14 protein-coding genes are annotated in these 18,092 nt (G+C 34.1%); 11 read left to right on the forward strand and 3 right to left on the reverse strand.

Annotated features, from left to right (window positions below; all coding sequences use genetic code 11):
* Positions 1–226 precede the first annotated feature (226 nt).
* The gene (locus AOY20_RS12450) at positions 227–2,410 is read left to right on the forward strand and encodes a TonB-dependent receptor (RefSeq protein WP_054582164.1); all 2,184 of its coding nucleotides are present in this window, start codon (positions 227–229) and stop codon (positions 2,408–2,410) included.
* Between the two features lie 112 nt (positions 2,411–2,522).
* Here AOY20_RS12450 and AOY20_RS12455 read toward each other — a convergent pair whose 3' ends face one another.
* Positions 2,523–5,672, reverse strand: coding sequence for an autotransporter family protein (locus tag AOY20_RS12455; RefSeq protein WP_054582165.1), 3,150 nt, complete (start codon positions 5,670–5,672; stop codon positions 2,523–2,525).
* 334 nt (positions 5,673–6,006) lie between these two features.
* Here AOY20_RS12455 and AOY20_RS12460 point away from each other — a divergent pair, with 334 nt between their 5' ends.
* On the forward strand, positions 6,007–6,573 hold the full coding sequence (locus AOY20_RS12460; protein ID WP_054582166.1) for a 1-acyl-sn-glycerol-3-phosphate acyltransferase: 567 nt from the start codon (positions 6,007–6,009) through the stop codon (positions 6,571–6,573).
* Between the two features lie 333 nt (positions 6,574–6,906).
* Complete coding sequence (locus AOY20_RS12465; protein ID WP_054582167.1) at positions 6,907–7,656, forward strand: YebC/PmpR family DNA-binding transcriptional regulator; 750 nt, start codon at positions 6,907–6,909, stop codon at positions 7,654–7,656.
* A 61-nt stretch (positions 7,657–7,717) separates the two neighbouring features.
* Here the strand turns inward: AOY20_RS12465 and AOY20_RS12470 are convergent, their stop codons facing one another.
* Together AOY20_RS12470 and AOY20_RS12475 are read right to left on the reverse strand one after the other, a co-directional pair.
* Positions 7,718–8,188, reverse strand: coding sequence for an Lrp/AsnC family transcriptional regulator (locus tag AOY20_RS12470; RefSeq protein ID WP_054582168.1), 471 nt, complete (start codon positions 8,186–8,188; stop codon positions 7,718–7,720).
* A gap of 110 nt (positions 8,189–8,298) precedes the next feature.
* Positions 8,299–9,066 (reverse strand): glutathione S-transferase family protein, encoded by a 768-nt coding sequence (locus AOY20_RS12475; protein ID WP_054582169.1) that lies wholly within the window; start codon positions 9,064–9,066, stop codon positions 8,299–8,301.
* 384 nt (positions 9,067–9,450) lie between these two features.
* Here AOY20_RS12475 and AOY20_RS12480 point away from each other — a divergent pair, with 384 nt between their 5' ends.
* The 8 genes from AOY20_RS12480 (at position 9,451) to ychF (ending at position 18,071) form a co-directional block, all read left to right on the forward strand.
* Positions 9,451–10,653 carry an SfnB family sulfur acquisition oxidoreductase gene (locus AOY20_RS12480; protein WP_054582170.1) on the forward strand — a complete coding sequence of 401 codons (1,203 nt, stop codon included), beginning with the start codon at positions 9,451–9,453 and terminating at the stop codon, positions 10,651–10,653.
* Between the two features lie 11 nt (positions 10,654–10,664).
* A complete protein-coding gene (locus tag AOY20_RS12485; protein WP_054582171.1) occupies positions 10,665–11,888 on the forward strand; it encodes an SfnB family sulfur acquisition oxidoreductase in 1,224 nt (407 codons plus the stop codon).
* Positions 11,888–13,300 carry an LLM class flavin-dependent oxidoreductase gene (locus AOY20_RS12490; RefSeq protein WP_054582172.1) on the forward strand — a complete coding sequence of 471 codons (1,413 nt, stop codon included), beginning with the start codon at positions 11,888–11,890 and terminating at the stop codon, positions 13,298–13,300. Before AOY20_RS12485 ends, AOY20_RS12490 begins: the two co-directional genes overlap by 1 nt.
* A 23-nt stretch (positions 13,301–13,323) precedes the next feature.
* Positions 13,324–14,175 (forward strand): MetQ/NlpA family ABC transporter substrate-binding protein, encoded by an 852-nt coding sequence (locus tag AOY20_RS12495; RefSeq protein ID WP_054582173.1) that lies wholly within the window; start codon positions 13,324–13,326, stop codon positions 14,173–14,175.
* Positions 14,176–14,185: 10 nt separating this feature from the next.
* Entirely contained in the window at positions 14,186–15,022 is an 837-nt protein-coding gene (locus AOY20_RS12500) for a MetQ/NlpA family ABC transporter substrate-binding protein (protein WP_054582174.1), read from the forward strand.
* Between the two features lie 16 nt (positions 15,023–15,038).
* Entirely contained in the window at positions 15,039–16,094 is a 1,056-nt protein-coding gene (locus AOY20_RS12505; protein ID WP_054582175.1) for a methionine ABC transporter ATP-binding protein, read from the forward strand.
* Positions 16,087–16,746, forward strand: coding sequence for a methionine ABC transporter permease (locus tag AOY20_RS12510; protein ID WP_054582176.1), 660 nt, complete (start codon positions 16,087–16,089; stop codon positions 16,744–16,746). Before AOY20_RS12505 ends, AOY20_RS12510 begins: the two co-directional genes overlap by 8 nt.
* Positions 16,747–16,979: 233 nt before the next feature.
* Entirely contained in the window at positions 16,980–18,071 is a 1,092-nt protein-coding gene (gene ychF, locus AOY20_RS12515) for a redox-regulated ATPase YchF (protein WP_054582177.1), read from the forward strand.
* The last annotated feature ends 21 nt before the right edge of the window (positions 18,072–18,092 follow it).

Here is an 18,092-nt window from a genome sequence, read left to right on the forward strand (position 1 = left end):
TCATTTTACATCCAAATACCAGCATTGCTCCTCTGAGGAGTAATGTAAATTATTTAATATCACTAATTAGATTAATAGAGCTTTAAATTATTATGAAATTAGATTAATTACCAATCTAAAAAATAACAGAACCATCGTACTTTTAACATTAAATTAGAAAGAGTCTCACTGTTAGAAACAATGATAATAATTATCATTTGCAAAATTTCAAAAGATAATTAATCATATGATTGTTTATATTTCTCCTTCATTCAAATTAAGCTTATTAAGTTTTGCATTGCTTTCTATTATGCAAAATACACAAGCTGATAGTTCCGACATCATCAGGTCAAATGTAAAAACTGTATTGCCTACAATTAAAATTGAAGCCATGGATGAAGGAGATCCGATTAAAACTTATGTCGACTATAAACAAGCAAGTGTTACTCGTAATGATTTAGATAAAGTAGATATTCCTCAAACCATCGATACCATTGACGTTTCAAAATATAAAATCTACGGTGAAAATGATTTAAGTGTAATGCTACAAGGAACACCCGGTGTTTCTACAAGTTATGATATGCGTGGCGATGGAATTATGTTACGTGGTTTTAGTGCAGATACAGGTGATATTTATAGAGATGGTGTTAGAGAAAGTGGGCAAATACGGCGCAGCACTGCCAATGTTGAACGCATTGAAATTTTAAAAGGACCTGCTTCAGTATTATATGGTCGAAGTGCTGGCGGTGGTGTCATTAATATGGTGACTAAATATGCCAATTTTGACTCTAACAGCACAGTTGGTGCTTATGTTGGAAGCTATCAAAATGTAGGTGGAACTATTGATATCAATCGTGTGTTATCAAACAACTGGGCGGTTCGACTAGTTGGTGAAAAATCAGATACCAATAGTTTCCGCTCTGGCATTGGCTCAAATGAACAAATGATTTCCCCTAGTCTCACCTTTCGTAGTGATGATGAAAAATTAATTTGGACTACTGAATATACCTATGACAAATTAAACCGTGTGCCAGATCGTGGACCATCTTATGAGAATTTACCTATAGGTACTTCTATAAATATGGGATTTGCACAAGCAAATGATTATGTTAATGACATTCTTAAAACTACAAGAACTGATGTTAAATATGAATTTGCACCAAACTGGAAGTTTCATTGGAGCTTAAGCCATCGGGTTGCCGATCAAAATTTTGATCATTTTTATTTAGGCTCATTGTGCAAGCGTGATGAACCAATTCAAGGACGCAATGGCTGTTACAAAGGTTATATTAAACAATCATATTATTGGCAACAAACTTCAAATAAAACAACAGCAAATACTTTTGATATCACTGGCGAATTTTATACTCAAGCGATTCGTCATAACTTATTAATCGGTTTAGACTGGTCATATGAACAACGCGAGCCAAAGCTTTCAAATAAAAATACTGATGGATCACCTATATACGGCTTTGTACATCCATTAACTGGACAACGTTTTAGTAATAGAGGCACAGGACATGTTATTACCACACACAATTATAATGAAGGTACAAACTATGGACTATTCCTTCAAGATTTAATGAGCTTTAATGATCAATATAAACTGATGCTAGGGTTAAGATATGATTCTTATAGTGCTAAAACAACTAACCGTTTAGAAAGTTCTACGCTTTATAGCCAATCCACAAAAGTAAAAGACCAATCCATTAGTCCAAATATTGGTTTAATTTGGCAACCTATTGAAAGTCAAAATATATATGCTTCATATAGTAAAAGCTTTGTTCCTTTTGGCGGTAATATGGGGGTAAATGCTGTTTCAGCAAATGAAGATTTAGAAGCATTTAATAAACAACCACAATATTTGGATCAATATGAAATTGGGGTAAAAAGCGAATGGTTGGATTCGAAACTCACAACTCAATTGTCTGCATATAATATTAATAAACATAATATTCGTGGTCATGAAAATCCTGATGACAATACATCACCTATGATCATTATAGGTGAACATCAATCTAAAGGCATTGAATTTAGTTTCCTTGGTCAAGTTTTAAATAATGTATATATTCGAGGAGGCTACGGATACACGGATGCGAAGATTCTCAAAAATCACCGTGATTCATCACTTGAAGGTAATCGTCTAAGAAATGTTGCTAAAAATACTGGAAACTTATTTGTACGCTATTTGCCACATGAAAGAGTATATGCAGAAATTGGTACAACCTATATGGGGTCTTTTTATACATCCGATCAAAATCTTATAAAAATGCCTAATTGGACAAGACTAGATGCAGCAATTGGATATAAGGATCCACAATGGGGAGCAACTTTTGCAATTACCAATGTTGCAAATAAAAAATATTGGCGTTCATCTTCTATGCCAGGAACCCCAAGAAACTACTTATTTCGGGTGAATTACTTTTTTTGAAAATTTTATTTGATATTAAAATTTTAGTACATCAATCACTATAAAAAACTCGGACAAGTTGTCCGAGTTTTTTGAGAATATTATACCGCTCTTCTTTTAACTTGAACCTAATTTAAAAATTATATTTCCAGCCTAAATTTCCCTGATAAGATTGAGTACTCTGACTACCTACAATATAAGATGCATTTATCCAAACTTGACTATTTTGAGTAATCTGCCCTTCAACACCTAATTTGACCTCACCTAAATCATTTGAACCTTCATCACCATATTTGATACCATTCACTTCAATCTCATAAGGATTTGTATTATGAATATAATTTAACGCTATATATGGTCTATATGTTGTTAATTTACCTACATCAGTTGGAATTTCTAAATAAGTTTTAAAACCTAATCTAACTTGTAAATTATCTGATCCTCGATCTATATGAGAACCTTGTTGATCATAAAAAGTCTCTGCTTTCACATTTTGATAAACAAATTGCCCCTGTGGTTGAATCCACCAATTTTTCTGCCCATTTTTATTTAGTAAATAATCACCACCCGCTTCAATTGAAGCTGTAACACCCGATGAATCATATTTATAATAATTTTGATCTGCACTATCGACTTTATTTTTAAAACTATTCCAAAGTACCCATGAATCAATATATACACCTCTTTTTTCTACAGGATGTGCATACCAAGTTCCATACAAACCAGCACTATAACCATCTACAATTAATTTAGAATTACGCTCAGTAAGATAAGATCTTGTTTTACCACTATAATGTGCATATCCCCCCATGACACCTAAGTTATATTGATTATCTACTCCTAACGTTACTAACCCCATACCAATTTGTGTAACAAAACTATTTCCTTTTGTTTTTAGCTGATCAGACATGCTTTTGAATTTATGATGCCCGCCATATGTTCTAATCCAAACATTACCTTGATCTTGTTCTAAGTTTTGATAACGACTTGCACCTTCTCTATCTTCAAGTCTAGAAGTAAATAAGCTATTTGCCATTGCTTTAGCTGCTGAATAAGTTCCCACATCTGGTGTATAAATTGGCTGCTCTGGAACAAGTGGATCAACTGGGGGATCAATTTGTTGAACTTTACTTTCTAAGTACCAGTTATCAAACTCTGTAGAATTGAGACTAGTATTAGCTTTTTTAAGATTCAAAGAATAATCATATACGCCTGCTGATACATACCCTCCTTCTAAATAAAAGGTTCTATTAGACTCAGACAATCCTGTCTGAATCACATGAATACCCTGGACAGTTTTTGCACCCCCACCACCAATATTCTTAACTTGGAGCTTTGTTGTTCCTGTTGCTTCATTTTGAATAATAAGTTTATCTGTATCTGAATAATCATCGCCTAATCGTGTATTTATAACTAAAGTCCCATCATTTCCATGATATCCGCCAGAAATATGTGAAATATTAGGTAAAAATTGCTCGTTAGTTATATCTAAAATTCCACTATTTGTCACATTGGCATCTAAAATATATGCACCCTGTGTTTTTAATGAAGATGTGTTGTCAATAAAAATGCCATGTTCTTGATCTTTTGATGCTATCAACGTAGCACCTATATGATTCAGAAGACTAATATGAGAATTTTCTTTTAAATAAATATCTTCAAAATTTAAAAATTTACTCGCATCTAAAGCTTTATGCGTTGATCCATGTAAATTTAGTACATCATATTCTTCAATTGTAGCTTCACCGATTTTACTTCCTGCATCTATTTTAACAGCTGTGAAATCGACATTTCCTTGAACATTAACTGTATCTTCACCTGTATTTAAAAGAATATCTCCTGTTAAATCTACATCCTCATATAAATGTACAGTCGTGTTCCCAGATCCATCATAAAGTAAACTTTTACCTTCACCTGCCTTAATTATTGCGCCTTTTTGCAACTCAATATCGCCATCCACATTATTAATTACAATTGCATGATCCAATAGCGACTCTACTTTGGCATTTTCACCTAATTTAACAAGTGCTTTTCCATCTACTAGCTCAATATTCTCCTTTCCTTCCCCCAAAGTAACTGCAACTTTTTGACCAGTTACCGTGAGTGCAGCTCCATTTGAGCGTAAGCTTGAGATTTCACCAGAAGATACAATTGTTCCTCCAGAAATAATCAATGCTTGTGCAGACACATTTTTAGCATCACTCGTCGCATCTTCTAATGTTGTATCAATAATTAAGTTCTGTGTTTGAAATTCAGCAGTATTTCCATTTTGGACATAACCTCTAAAGCCTTGCGATGTAATTGAAGTATGACCACCTACGTTCAAATGACTATCTGTATTTGTAAATACCGCAGCTTCATAACTATTGGTATCACCCTTTGCTGTTATATTTGCCAAACGCTCACTTAAAAGAGTTAAATCTCCTTTAATATCAAAAATAGAGCTTCCAGACATTCTTACGCCACTTTTACCACTATTCGTATAAAAATACGCATTTCGACCAACATCCATTTTAGTTGAAATAATATCGGCATTTGATCCTCCACTAATCGTTCTTTTAGGATCATCTCTTATATAAGATGAAAAATCTTGATCAACTTCAATAATTGCATTCGAGGCATACAATGATCTTGGATTATAATTTGGATATGTCACATCTCGTCCTGATCGTGCATCTGTCACCAAACTTCCTGCAACTTTCAGTTTTCCTCCTACATTTTGCAAACCATGTCCACCCAATGTATTGATCACCATAAAATTACGTTTTATATCCGCTGTTGAATTAGCCTCAATTTTAAAAGATGCTGTAGATGGGCGATCACTCATTAATACCAAATACATTTTTTCAGCTGTAGTTTCAGCGGTTACAGCCTTTTCAGTTGCACTTGTTGCTGTAAATACACCTTCCTTAATATCAATATGTCCATAAATATAATCATCACGTTGTTGGGTATATTTTAAATCTCCTCCTGTTAACTCTTGATTAAGAAAATCCTCTACATCACAAATTTGACCAGAATTAGAAAAAACATCAAAACGCCCTGTACTATTTCCTTCTCTTTGGGAGTTTGGCGTACCTTCAGGATATCTTAAAACATCATTCCCATTACTATCTTTAATCATTGTTGATTCATATTGAATATTAACAACGGTACAGCCTCCAATATTATTATTAGAGTCATAATTTTTATATTTAATATTATCTGATGCAGCTTGTGTATATTGTGCTGTTGTCACCATGAGCAAAGCCATAGTTAACTTATTTAATGGAAATTTATTCAAATTTATACACCATTTATATATTTTAATTCCTAATTTATAATGTCTTTTATAATTTCACCCACTCATTATTTTGTTACACTATTGTACCTTTATTGATCAATTTAATTTAAATCTCAATTTTTATGACTCTGTATACATGTTTAAAAAGCAATCTTAATATTTCTCATAATTAATGTGATTATTCCTCTATTAAATATATTATAAATTTAAATAGTGAGATTTATCATTTTTATTAAAACTCACTATTTTCTATAGTCTTATCAAATTTATATTGACTGATTTAATAAACAAGACCAAAGTAATAGAGTTTTATGTACTTCATGATTTTATTCATATGTTTAAAAAATTTATTGGCGAAACCGCATTTAAAGTTTCTGGTTGGACGTATTCTGTGGAGCCTAATACACTTGAAAATAAACAAGTAATTATTGGGTTTGAACATACATCAATGATGGATGCTGTTTTATCTCTTGCGTTATTCCAAATTTATGACATAAAAATTCATACGTTAATAAAGAAAGAGTTATTTAAAGGTCCATTTAAGCCTATTCTTGAAGCAATTGGTGGTATTCCTGTCGATCGTAAAGCGAATAAAGATATTGTTTCCCAAATGGTTGAGCATTTTGAAAAAAATGAACATTTTAATTTAGTAATTGCTCCAGAAGCGACTCGTGCAAAAAATGGTGAAGAACGTAAGCCAATTCGTACTGGTTTTTGGCATATTGCAAAAGCTGCAAATGTCCCTATTGTTTTAATGTTTGCAAACTCAAAAACGAAAAAAGGGGGAATTTTAGGCAAAATCTATCCTTCTGATATTAATCATGATCTTGCTTTAATTAAGCAGCTTTATAAAGAACATACGGGTTTAGATATTATTATTCCCGAACCCAAATCAGCTTAATTCTTACCGTTAAAATATCAATTGATAGCGTAGTTTTGTTCTTACGCTATCAATATGTTAGTGTCTTCTTTTCTCTTATCCAATAAAATTTCATTTCTACCCAATACCGCTACTCTGTAAAAATATCTAAACATGATTTATCCGAGATTTCATGTATCATAAACACTGTTCTCTATACAATTTTTACTGAGTTCACATTATTTTTATAAAAATTTTAATATTTTTTGTATATATTCTTCCTTATATAAAAACGAACACTTTCTTAAAAAAAAGTGCTTATGGTAGAATTTGCAAAATTCGATAGGCATAAGGCCAGTAAGGAGCATATTTCGCATGGCGGGTCATTCCAAATGGGCAAACACAAAGCATCGTAAAGCAAAACAAGATGCTAGCCGCGCTAAAATATTCACTAAATTTATTCGTGAAATAGTTACGGCAGCACGATTAGGCGGTGGTGATGTTGCATCTAATCCGCGTTTACGTGCTGTAGTAGAAAAAGCATTAGCTGCCAATATGACACGTGATACTGTCAACCGTGCTATTGCACGCGGTGTTGGTGGTGAAGATAACGAAGATTTAAAAGAAGTAACTTATGAAGGTTATGGTGTCGGTGGCGTTGCGGTTATTGTAGAAACAATGACAGACAACTTGAACCGTACCGTACCAGATGTTCGTCACTGTTTCTCTAAAACGGATGGTAACTTAGGAACAGCTGGTTCTGTTGCATATTTATTTACTAAACGTGGTGAAATCACTTTTGAAGATATTTCTTTAGAAGATCGTATCATGGAAGTTGCTTTAGAAGCTGGTGCAGAAGATATTGAAGTTGATGAAGATGAAATCTTAGTCATTACAACTCCTGAATCTTTTGGTGATGTTCAAGACGCATTACACGCAGCTGGCTTAAAATCTGACAATGCTGAAGTTGTTATGAGTCCATCAACTAAAGCTGAAATTTCAGATATTGAACAAGCTAAGAAAATCTTAAAAATGATTGATATGTTTGAAGATCTTGATGATGTTCAAAACGTATATACCAACGTTGAGTTCACTGAAGCAGTTTTAGCAGAATTAGATGCTTAATTTTCAAATTTAAACTCTTAATAAAAAACGCATCTTTAAAGATGCGTTTTTTACTTTAAAGCTAAACTCGATTTAATAAGCCATGACAATTTAAAACATCATATTGTTTAATGACAAAGCTTGAATGTAGCGCAACCACATGCTCAATTTTACCAATTTTTTTCAATAATATTTCGCTATAGTTTTCCATGTCTTTTGCAACAACTTCAACAATAAAATCAGCGGATTGTCCCGTGACTAAAAAGGCATTAATCACTTCAGGAATACTTTCCAATTCAGCTAAAAATTTTGCAAAAGTATCAGTATCATGCTTACTTAAAGAAACTTGCAGTAAAACATGTAAGTTAAATCCTAGTTTCTGATAATTAATGTCACGTTTAATCCCTGACATAATATTTAAATCGATAAGATTCTTAATTCGTCTATGTACCGAACTCACCGATAAATTAATACGCTCAGATAATTCATTTAGATTTAAGTCTTCATGAGTCAGTATTTCTAAAATATGCTTATCAAAACGATCTAATTCCATTTTTGGCCTTTAAGCTCATAAATTTTCTTCTATTATGAGCTTAAATCAAAAAAATATTCAATGTATTGTCTATTTAGTGTTTTTATTTTTCATTACTCATCTTTCCTAAATTAAATACCTCTCCAATCCACACGTGCATTACGCTCTGTTTGATAGATTCGTATGATATATTGCCCTAAAGGTAAATTAATTAAATCATCTTTAAATTTTTGAAACTCATTAACTAAGGGCTGCCCTGTTTCTCGTTCCCAAGGTGTATCTTCAATTTCTAAAATTGGTGCCAACATTGAACACACTGCAATATCTGCTAAACCTAAACGATCACCAACTAAATACTGCCCTTTATTATCAATCAGTGTTTGGTTTAAGGTACTGATCATGACTTCTAAATATTGTTTAGATTCTTGAACTCTCTCATTATTAGTTAAATGATAACCCTTAGATAATAAAGCTTTGACCAAAGGCTTAGAATATTTTTCAAATTGGCGCATATACCCTTTTTCACCAATTAAAACCTCTAAGGATTCGTCATTTCCATTAAGTGAATAAGCTAAAACCCAACGACGAACATGTCGCCCTAACTCATTTGATAAAGTATTAATTTCTAAAGCTTGATTACGATATTTTACATCTGAACGAAGCAACGTATGCTCAGGATATTTTTGATCTAAATACAATGCTATTTGAGTGCTATCTGCAATCCATTGATCTCGATCTAATAAAATAGGAAGTTTATATTGCCCAGTTTTTAGCTTTGCAAATGCTCGATGAACTCCTGGAACTAAATTTTGTGCCACATATTCCAGCTCTTTATGATCTAACATCCATCTTGCCTTTTCGCAAAAATGAGATAAAGGAAACTGGTACAAAGTGCGCATAAATTTTCTACCTATACTAAGAAAAATTTTGATTGGTTTAATATTTTTTCAATCAAATACTTTAAGTTATAAGTTTAGTAAATAACAATGAGTAAATACACCAAATCCATTTAAAAATTCCATGTATTTTAGTATGTTTTTATATCATTTATTAGCTTATTTATATAAAAACATGATATTCAGTACACTTTTAGCACAATATTAAATATACGAAAAAAGAACTTTATTTATAGATAACAAAAACTTAACTTATTCACTTTAAGCATGACTAAATCATTATTTTTCTTATTAATTCTTTCAGATAAATAAATAATAAAGCCTCATTTAATTTTCCACCAAAAGCTAGGTAATTTTTTAGCATAACTTTTGGGAATGCTATCAATTATGTATCGTTTAAATATAGATAATATTCAAGTAATTGAAAATGACATAGAAGCCATTAATGCGGCTTATCAAATTGCAGACTTTGCATTAGAAAAACGGAATCTTCGTGATCAGCAACATCAATTACCTTTTGCTGAAATTGCTCTTTTTAGTCAACGAGGTTTAGGTGGAATTCGTATCCCTAAAAAATACGGCGGTGCTTTTATTTCAAATAAAACTTTGGTTCATGTATTCCGTATTTTAAATAAAGCAGATTCAAGCGTTGGACAAATTCCACAAAATCAGATTGCATTAATCAATTTAATTCAAAGTATTGGCACAGAAGAACAAAAATCTTTTATTTTCAATGAAATTTTAAAAGGTAAACGATTAGCAAATGGAGGACCTGAACGCTATACAAAAGATATTACTACTTTGAATACTCAAATTATTTTTGAAGATAATCAATACTTTTTATCTGGGGAAAAGTTTTACTCAACAGGCAGTAGTTTTGCAGATTGGCTTGCAATTAAAGCAATTCATCCAGATGGTCATATCGTTCTTGTACTCATAGAAAAAAATTCAGATGGTGTTGAAGTCATTGATGATTGGGATGGTTTTGGTCAAAGAACGACTTCAAGTGGCACAGTTAAACTCAATCATGTTCGAGTAAACCCACTTTTAATTTTAGATGAAAATGCCCTCTATGCTCAGCCTTCTTATCGAGGTGCCTATTCTCAACTTCTACAAACAGCAATTGATGTAGGAATTGCTGAAGCTGCTTTTGCTGATACTTTAACCGCTGTACATAAAGCTAGACCTATTATTGATTCTGGTGTTGCTCAAGCAAATCAGGAGCCTTTTATCTTGCAAGAAGTTGGAAAACTTAATGTACTGTTGGATGCTGCTATTCTTCTATTAGATGAAGCAGCTGAATATTTAGATGAATTAGATCAAAAAGAGACGATTACAGAACAGCAAGCTGCAAAAGCATCGATTTTAGTCGCTGAAGCAAAAGTTTATGCCAATGATGCCGCTTTACATATTTCAGAAAAATTAATTGAACTCGGTGGCAGTCGTGCAAGCTTATCTCAACACAATTTAGACCAACATTGGCGCAATGCACGTGTACACACATTACATGATCCTATTCGCTGGAAACTTCATGCACTTGGTGATTATTACCTCAATCAAAAGTTTCCTGCCAAACACGCTTGGATTTAAGGATACTCATCATGACGACTTATCAAAATTTAAATCAATTCAATGTTCAATCTTCAAAACCAGCACATATTATTCAAAATGATGCAGAAGCTTTAGAAATTGTACAGCAATTGGCTCATCAATTTAAAAACCATGCTATTCAAAGAGATGCTGAACGTATTTTACCATTTGAAGAAGTGGAAGCTTTTAGTCAATCTGGTCTATGGGCAATTACAGTACCGAAAGAATATGGAGGTACCGATGTTTCCACACAGACATTGACACAAATTATTGCCTTAATTAGCGGTGTAGATGGATCCTTAGGTCAAATCCCACAAAATCATTTCTATGCATTAGAAGTATTACGTAATAATGGTTCTAAGGATCAAAAACAAAAAATATATGCTGAAGTTCTCGCAGGCGCTCGCTTAGGAAATGCACTCGCTGAATTTAAAACGAAAGCGGCACACATTCGCCAAACCATAATTAAAAAATCTGAACAGGGATATATTGTGAATGGGGAAAAATTCTATTGCACAGGCAGTATTTTTGCCCACCGTATTCCTACATTGGTCAAAGATGAAAATAACCGTGAATTTTTAGCATTTATACCACGCCACAGTGAAGGTCTGAGCATTAAAAATGATTGGACAGGATTCGGTCAAAAAACAACAGGAAGTGGAACTGTTAAGTTTGAAAATGTTCATGTTGATGAAGATGATGTTATTCCATTTGATATTGCTTTTAGCCAGCCCACGCTTGTTGGTCCATTTGCTCAAGTTATTCATGCAGCGATTGAAACAGGAATCGCTCGAGCTGCATTTGAAGAAACTTTAGAGCGCATCCGCTTAGCAAGACCTTGGATTGATTCAGGTGTGGAATCTTCAACTCAGGATCCACTCACACTATTCGAGTTAGGTCGAATCATTACAGATGTACGAGCAACAGAGGTTTTACTTAAACAAGCTGCTCGTTCAATTGAAGCAGCAAAACCACTACCAAATGCAGAAAACATTGCAAAAGCATCGATTGATGTTGCCAAAGTTCGTGCCCTAAGTACTGAAGTTGCACTTAAAGCATCTTCCAAACTTATTGAATTGGCAGGTAGTCGTGGTAGTCAACGTGTTGATGGATTAGATCGATTTTGGCGCAATGCTCGAACACATACACTTCACGATGCTGCTCGTTGGAAATACTACTTCATTGGAAACTATAGCTTAAATGGAATAATCCCACCACGCAGAGGGACACTGTAATGACAAACAACATACATAAAAAAATAATTCTGAATGCATTTGATATGAATAGTGTCGGTCATATTAACCATGGCTTGTGGACACATCCAAGAGATGAATCATATCGCTTTAATCAGTTAAATTATTGGACTGAACTAGCACAAACATTGGAAACAGGCTTATTTGATGGTTTATTTATTGCAGATATTACAGGTGTCTATGATGTCTACCAAAATGGAATAGATTTAACTCTCAAAGAATCTATTCAACTCCCAAGTCATGATCCAAGTACTTTGGTTTCAGCAATGGCAGCAGTCACAAAAAATTTAGGTTTCGGTATTACGGTCAATTTAAGTTATGAGTCGCCTTACCAATTTGCACGACGATTTTCCAGTTTAGATCATCTGACTCAAGGTCGTATTGGCTGGAATATTGTGACCGGTTATTTAGATAGTGCAGCAAAATTAGTTGGACAAGCTGGCTTAAAAGATCACGATTTACGTTATGAACAAGCAGAAGAATTCTTAGAACTTGCTTATAAATTTTGGGAAGGTTCATGGGAAGATGATGCCATTATCATCGATAAAGAAAATCGCATTTTTACTAGACCTGAAAAAGTACATGCAATTCAACATTATGGAAAATTCTACCAAAGCCAAGGCGTATTTCAGGTTTCCCCTTCTATTCAACGTACACCTGTATTATTTCAAGCTGGTGCATCGCCAAAAGGGCTTGAATTTGCAACTAAACATTCTGAAGCGATGTTTATTGGTGCTGATACGCCAGAAAAAGTTAAAGCCCAAGTCGAAAAAATTCGTGCTCAAACAATTGCTCAAGGACGTCATGCCCAAGATATAAAAATATTGGTGGGGATCTCTGTAGTTACCGCAGAAACTGATGCTCTAGCACAAGAGAAATATAACGAATATTTAAAATATGCGAGTCCAGAAGCTGGATTAGCTCATTTTTCGAGTTCTATTGGTTTTGATCTTTCTAAATACCAAGACTCAGAAACAATTCCATATCAAAAATCAAATAGCATTGTTTCAGTCAACCAACGCTTTAAAGAAAATAAAGTCACCATCGCGGACTTAAAAGCTCAACATGCTTTAGGTGGTCGCTATCCTTTATTCATTGGTAGTGGTGCATCTGTTGCTGAGCAATTAATTCACTTTATTGATGAAACAGGAATAGATGGTTTCAATCTAACACGAACTGTTGCACCAGAATCACATCACGATTTCATTCGTTATGTCATTCCTGAATTACAACAACGTGGACGTTATAAAACGGAATATGCTCAAGGAAGCTTACGCCATAAATTATTCCAACAAGGCGATCGTTTATCCAAACAACATCCTGCTCAACAATTTCGATGTCATCAACATGCTGAAACATCAACCTTATCTCATTTAGATAAACATACTGCTTAATTTTAAAATTTCGGGAAAATTATATGGCTACGACTCAAAAGCAGTCGAAAAATAAATTTATTATTTTCGGCATCATTATTATCGCGGTGATTGTTGGGCTCATTATTTGGTCGCAACAAAAAAACTCTGTCAGCAATGAACTCGTGATCGGTCTAAGTCCACCTTTTGCAAAACAAATTCAAGTTGCTGCTGAAGAAGCCAAAAAACAAGGAATTAATGTAAAGATTGTTGAATTTTCAGATTGGAATACTCCCAATATCACATTAAATCATGGTGATATTGATGCCAACTATTTTCAGCATCAACCCTTTTTAAATAATGCCATTAAAGAAACAGACTTTAAATTAAAGCCACTGGGTATTGGCGCAGGAACACATGTTGGGCTTTATTCTAAAAAATTTAAATCTTTAGATGAAATTCCAAATGGTGCACGCGTCGTTATTCCAAATGATCCTGTAAACCAAGGTCGTGCTCTTTTATTGCTTGAACAATCTAAGTTAATTGGCTTAAAGGATTCAAATAATCATTTATCGAATTTAAGTGATGTTGTCAGCAATCCGAAGAACCTAAACTTTGTTGAAGTTGAAGGACCTCAAACAGCTCGTGCGGTTGATGATGCTGATTTAGTCTTTAGTTATCCAATGTATTTACGTTTAGCAAAAACGATTGATCCTAATGATGCCCTCGCTCTCGATCAAACCAATAATACACGTTATGCCATTTTATTTGTGGTTCGAGATGACTACGAAGAAAAGCACCCAGAAAAAGCTGAACAACTGAAAAAGTTTATTCATATCTTTCAAACATCTGACAAAGTCAAAGCCCAACTCAATGATGAAATTGGTGAAAAACTTTGGTTTAAAGGCTGGAATTAAGGGTTAAATCATGTCTAAATCACAACGAAAAAATCATAAGTTAATGATCATTGCTGGTATTGCGATTCTTTTGATTATTGGTCTCATCAGTTATCGCGTGATTAACCATCAACCAAAAAATAATGTACTTAAAATTGGTATTAGCCCACCTTATGCAGAATTATTAAAAAGTGTTGCAGATGATGTTAAAGCCAAAGGCATTGATGTCGAGCTTATTGAATTCTCAGACTGGCAAGCCCCAAATGTTGCCGTACAACACGGTGATATTGATGCCAACTTCTTCCAACAAAGTGTATTTCTAGCCAATGCAATAAAAGAAACAGGCTACGATTTAACGCCTTTTGCAAAAGGAACAGGAAGTCATGTTGGTCTATATTCTAAAAAGTACCAATCTTTAAAAGATATTCCAGACAATGCAAAGGTTGTTATTCCGAATGACCCAGTAAATTTATCACGTGCATTAACTTTATTGGCACGGGCAGGTTTACTTTCAGTGAAAGATATTAACAACGAATTAACAACACTCGAAGATATTACGAGTAATCCCAAAAATCTAAAACTTATTGAAGTAGAAGGCCCACAAACAACTCATGCCTATCATGAAGCAGATTTGATTTTTGGTTATCCACATTACTTAAAATTGGCAAATGTTGCAGATCCATCCTCAGCTTTACTTACCGATCCAATCAATAAGAAATTTGCCATTCTTTTTGTCACTCGCAATGACTATCAAGACCAAGATAAAAAACTAGAAACCTTCGTTGAAACATTCCAAAACTCTGAAAAAGTCCGAAAAATTTTGGACAAAGATTTCGGAAAAGGCATGTGGTTTGAAGGTTGGAAATAATTTAGGGGAAAAAAATATGGTTAGCTTTGGTTCATCACTCGATTTTACCGTACCACACATTACAATTCGTAATTTAAATAAATACTATCAAGTACAAGAAGCTCAAGTACATGCTCTTAAAGATATTAATTTAGACATTCCTGTCGGGAGTATCTTTGGCATTATAGGCAAAAGTGGCGCGGGTAAATCATCACTCATTCGAACTTTAAATGGGCTTGAAAATATTTCAGATGGTTCTATTCATATTCATAAACATGAATTATCAAAACTTTCTCATGCTGAATTGATTGCACTACGTCAGCGTATTGGGATGATTTTTCAACATTTTAATTTGATGTCCTCAAAAACAGTTTGGGAAAATGTTGCACTTCCTTTAAAAATTGCGAAACTTTCTAAACAAGAAATTGAACAACGCGTAAATGATGTATTAAATTTAGTCGGCTTAGACAATAAAGCCGATCATTATCCATCTCAACTTTCAGGTGGACAAAAACAACGTGTCGGGATTGCTCGAGCATTGGTACATCGTCCTGAAATTTTGCTTTGTGATGAAGCAACATCTGCACTTGATCCTGAAAGTACATCGGTAATTTTATCTTTACTCAAGGAAATTAATCAGAAGTTAGGAATTACAATTGTACTCATTACACATGAAATGCAAGTGATTCGTGAAATTTGTGATCAAGTTGTCGTGATTGATAAAGGTGAAATTGTCGAATCTGGTCAAGTGTGGTCTGTATTTTCTAGACCACAACAAAAGATTACTCAAGAACTGCTTAATTTAGAACAGCTAGATTTACCTTTTGATCTTCAACCATACCCTTCAGAAAATAGCCAAGTAATTTTAAAACTACGCTATGAGGCTCAAATAGAGCACTCACCGGATCTAAAAGAAATCTTGGCTGTATTTGATCAATCAGTTCATCTTTACCAAAGCCATATTGATTCAATTCAAGGTCATTTAATTGGTTCACTTATCATCTCGGTAAATCAAAATGAACTTGATACTCAACAAATTAAAGAACAACTAAAACATCAAATTGCACAAATTGAGGTACTTGGCTATGTATAACCAACTCATTGATTTACTTATCACAGGAACAATCGATACATTATTAATGGTCGGAATTTCTGCACTTTTTGCATTTATTATTGGTCTACCTCTTGCTGTTATTTTTGTATGTACTTCTGAACATGGAATCTATCCATCTAAAGGCATTAATCAAACTTTAGGCTGGATTGTAAATATCACTCGCTCTGTTCCATTTTTAATTTTAATGGTTGCCTTAATTCCAATTACACGTTTCATCGTGGGAACAAGTTATGGTGTTTGGGCAGCGATTGTGCCGTTAACTATTGCCGCAACGCCATTCTTCGCACGAATTGCTGAAGTGAGTTTACGTGAGGTTGATTCAGGTCTCATTGAAGCTGCGCAAGCCATTGGCTGTAACCGTAAACAGATAGTTTGGTACGTTCTTTTACCTGAAGCATTGTCTGGTATTATCGCAGGATTCACTGTGACCTTAGTCACAATGATTAACTCCTCTGCAATTGCTGGTGCTATTGGTGCAGGTGGATTAGGAGACATTGCCTACCGCTATGGATATCAACGTTTTGATATGCAAATTATGCTTGCTGTTATTTTGGTTCTTGTTGTTTTAGTCATGTTTGTCCAAGCTGTTGGAGACACTTTTTCAGCACATCTAGACAAACGAAAAATATAAAAATATTTGGCTAGGTTGATATCTAATCATCTAGCCAAGTTTATTCACAGTGTTTATTTACTGTCCATACTAAAAATATATACATTTGTTTAAACTCATTCTCTAAAAATAGAATATAAAAGTAACCTAATCATTTTAGAGAAATATGAATTCTTATTTCTTTCGCCTGACTTTATCACGGCTTTCATGTAAAATCGTTGTCAATTTTTATATAACACTTTGTGAGTCATTTCATGGGTTTTAATTGTGGTATTGTAGGCCTGCCGAACGTTGGTAAATCTACGCTTTTCAATGCATTGACTAAAGCTGCTATTGCTGCTGAAAACTTCCCATTTTGTACAATTGAACCAAACACAGGGATTGTACCTGTTCCAGATTCACGCCTAGATAAACTTGCTGCAATTGTAAATCCACAACGTATTCTTCCAACAACAATGGAATTCGTAGATATTGCAGGTTTAGTTGCAGGTGCATCTAAAGGTGAAGGTCTTGGTAACCAATTCCTTGCAAATATCCGTGAAACAGATGCAATTGCACACGTTGTTCGTTGTTTTGAAGATGAAAACGTGATTCACGTAAATGGTAAAATTGACCCATTAGATGATATTGCAACAATCAATACTGAACTTGCTCTTGCTGACTTAGAAACTGTAACAAAAGCTGTTACTCGTTTAGCAAAATCTGCAAAAGGTGGCGACAAAGAAGCTGTTGCAACTAAAGCCGTATTAGACAAAATTCTTCCATTATTAGATGAAGGCAAACCTGCTCGTGCAGCTGACCTTGATGATGATGAGCGTAAACTTGTACGTGGTTTTGGTTTACTTACACTTAAACCTACAATGTACATTGCAAACGTTGCAGAAGATGGTTTTGAAAATAACCCTCATTTAGATGCAGTTCGTGCACTTGCTGCGGCTGAAAATGCTATTGTTGTTCCGCTTTGCAACCAAATTGAAGCTGAAATTTCTCTTCTTGAAGATGAAGATCGTGCTGAATTTTTAGATGCTTTAGGCATGGAAGAACCAGGTCTAAACATCGTAATTCGTGCGGGTTATTCGCTCTTAGGTTTACAAACTTATTTCACAGCGGGCGTGCAAGAAGTTCGCGCTTGGACTGTAAAAGTTGGAGCAACTGCGCCTCAAGCTGCTGGTGTTATTCACACTGACTTCGAAAAAGGCTTTATTCGTGCTGAATGTATTGCTTACGAAGACTTCGTTCAATATAACGGTGAAGCTGGTGCTAAAGAAGCAGGTAAATGGCGTTTAGAAGGTAAAACTTATATCGTTCAAGATGGTGACGTTTTACACTTCCGTTTTAATGTATAAATTATATTGAACAAAAAGTCC

Origin of the sequence: Acinetobacter equi (assembly GCF_001307195.1) — a bacterium.
Lineage (GTDB): Bacteria > Pseudomonadota > Gammaproteobacteria > Pseudomonadales > Moraxellaceae > Acinetobacter > Acinetobacter equi.

Coding starts and splice junctions, on each gene's coding strand:
- AOY20_RS12450 (WP_054582164.1), top strand. CDS start 227: ATGATTGTTTATATTTCTCCTTCATTCAAATTAAGCTTATTAAGTTTT.
- AOY20_RS12460 (WP_054582166.1), top strand. CDS start 6,007: ATGTTTAAAAAATTTATTGGCGAAACCGCATTTAAAGTTTCTGGTTGG.
- AOY20_RS12465 (WP_054582167.1), top strand. CDS start 6,907: ATGGCGGGTCATTCCAAATGGGCAAACACAAAGCATCGTAAAGCAAAA.
- AOY20_RS12470 (WP_054582168.1), bottom strand. CDS start 8,188: ATGGAATTAGATCGTTTTGATAAGCATATTTTAGAAATACTGACTCAT.
- AOY20_RS12475 (WP_054582169.1), bottom strand. CDS start 9,066: ATGCGCACTTTGTACCAGTTTCCTTTATCTCATTTTTGCGAAAAGGCA.
- AOY20_RS12480 (WP_054582170.1), top strand. CDS start 9,451: ATGTATCGTTTAAATATAGATAATATTCAAGTAATTGAAAATGACATA.
- AOY20_RS12485 (WP_054582171.1), top strand. CDS start 10,665: ATGACGACTTATCAAAATTTAAATCAATTCAATGTTCAATCTTCAAAA.
- AOY20_RS12490 (WP_054582172.1), top strand. CDS start 11,888: ATGACAAACAACATACATAAAAAAATAATTCTGAATGCATTTGATATG.
- AOY20_RS12495 (WP_054582173.1), top strand. CDS start 13,324: ATGGCTACGACTCAAAAGCAGTCGAAAAATAAATTTATTATTTTCGGC.
- AOY20_RS12500 (WP_054582174.1), top strand. CDS start 14,186: ATGTCTAAATCACAACGAAAAAATCATAAGTTAATGATCATTGCTGGT.
- AOY20_RS12505 (WP_054582175.1), top strand. CDS start 15,039: ATGGTTAGCTTTGGTTCATCACTCGATTTTACCGTACCACACATTACA.
- AOY20_RS12510 (WP_054582176.1), top strand. CDS start 16,087: ATGTATAACCAACTCATTGATTTACTTATCACAGGAACAATCGATACA.
- ychF (WP_054582177.1), top strand. CDS start 16,980: ATGGGTTTTAATTGTGGTATTGTAGGCCTGCCGAACGTTGGTAAATCT.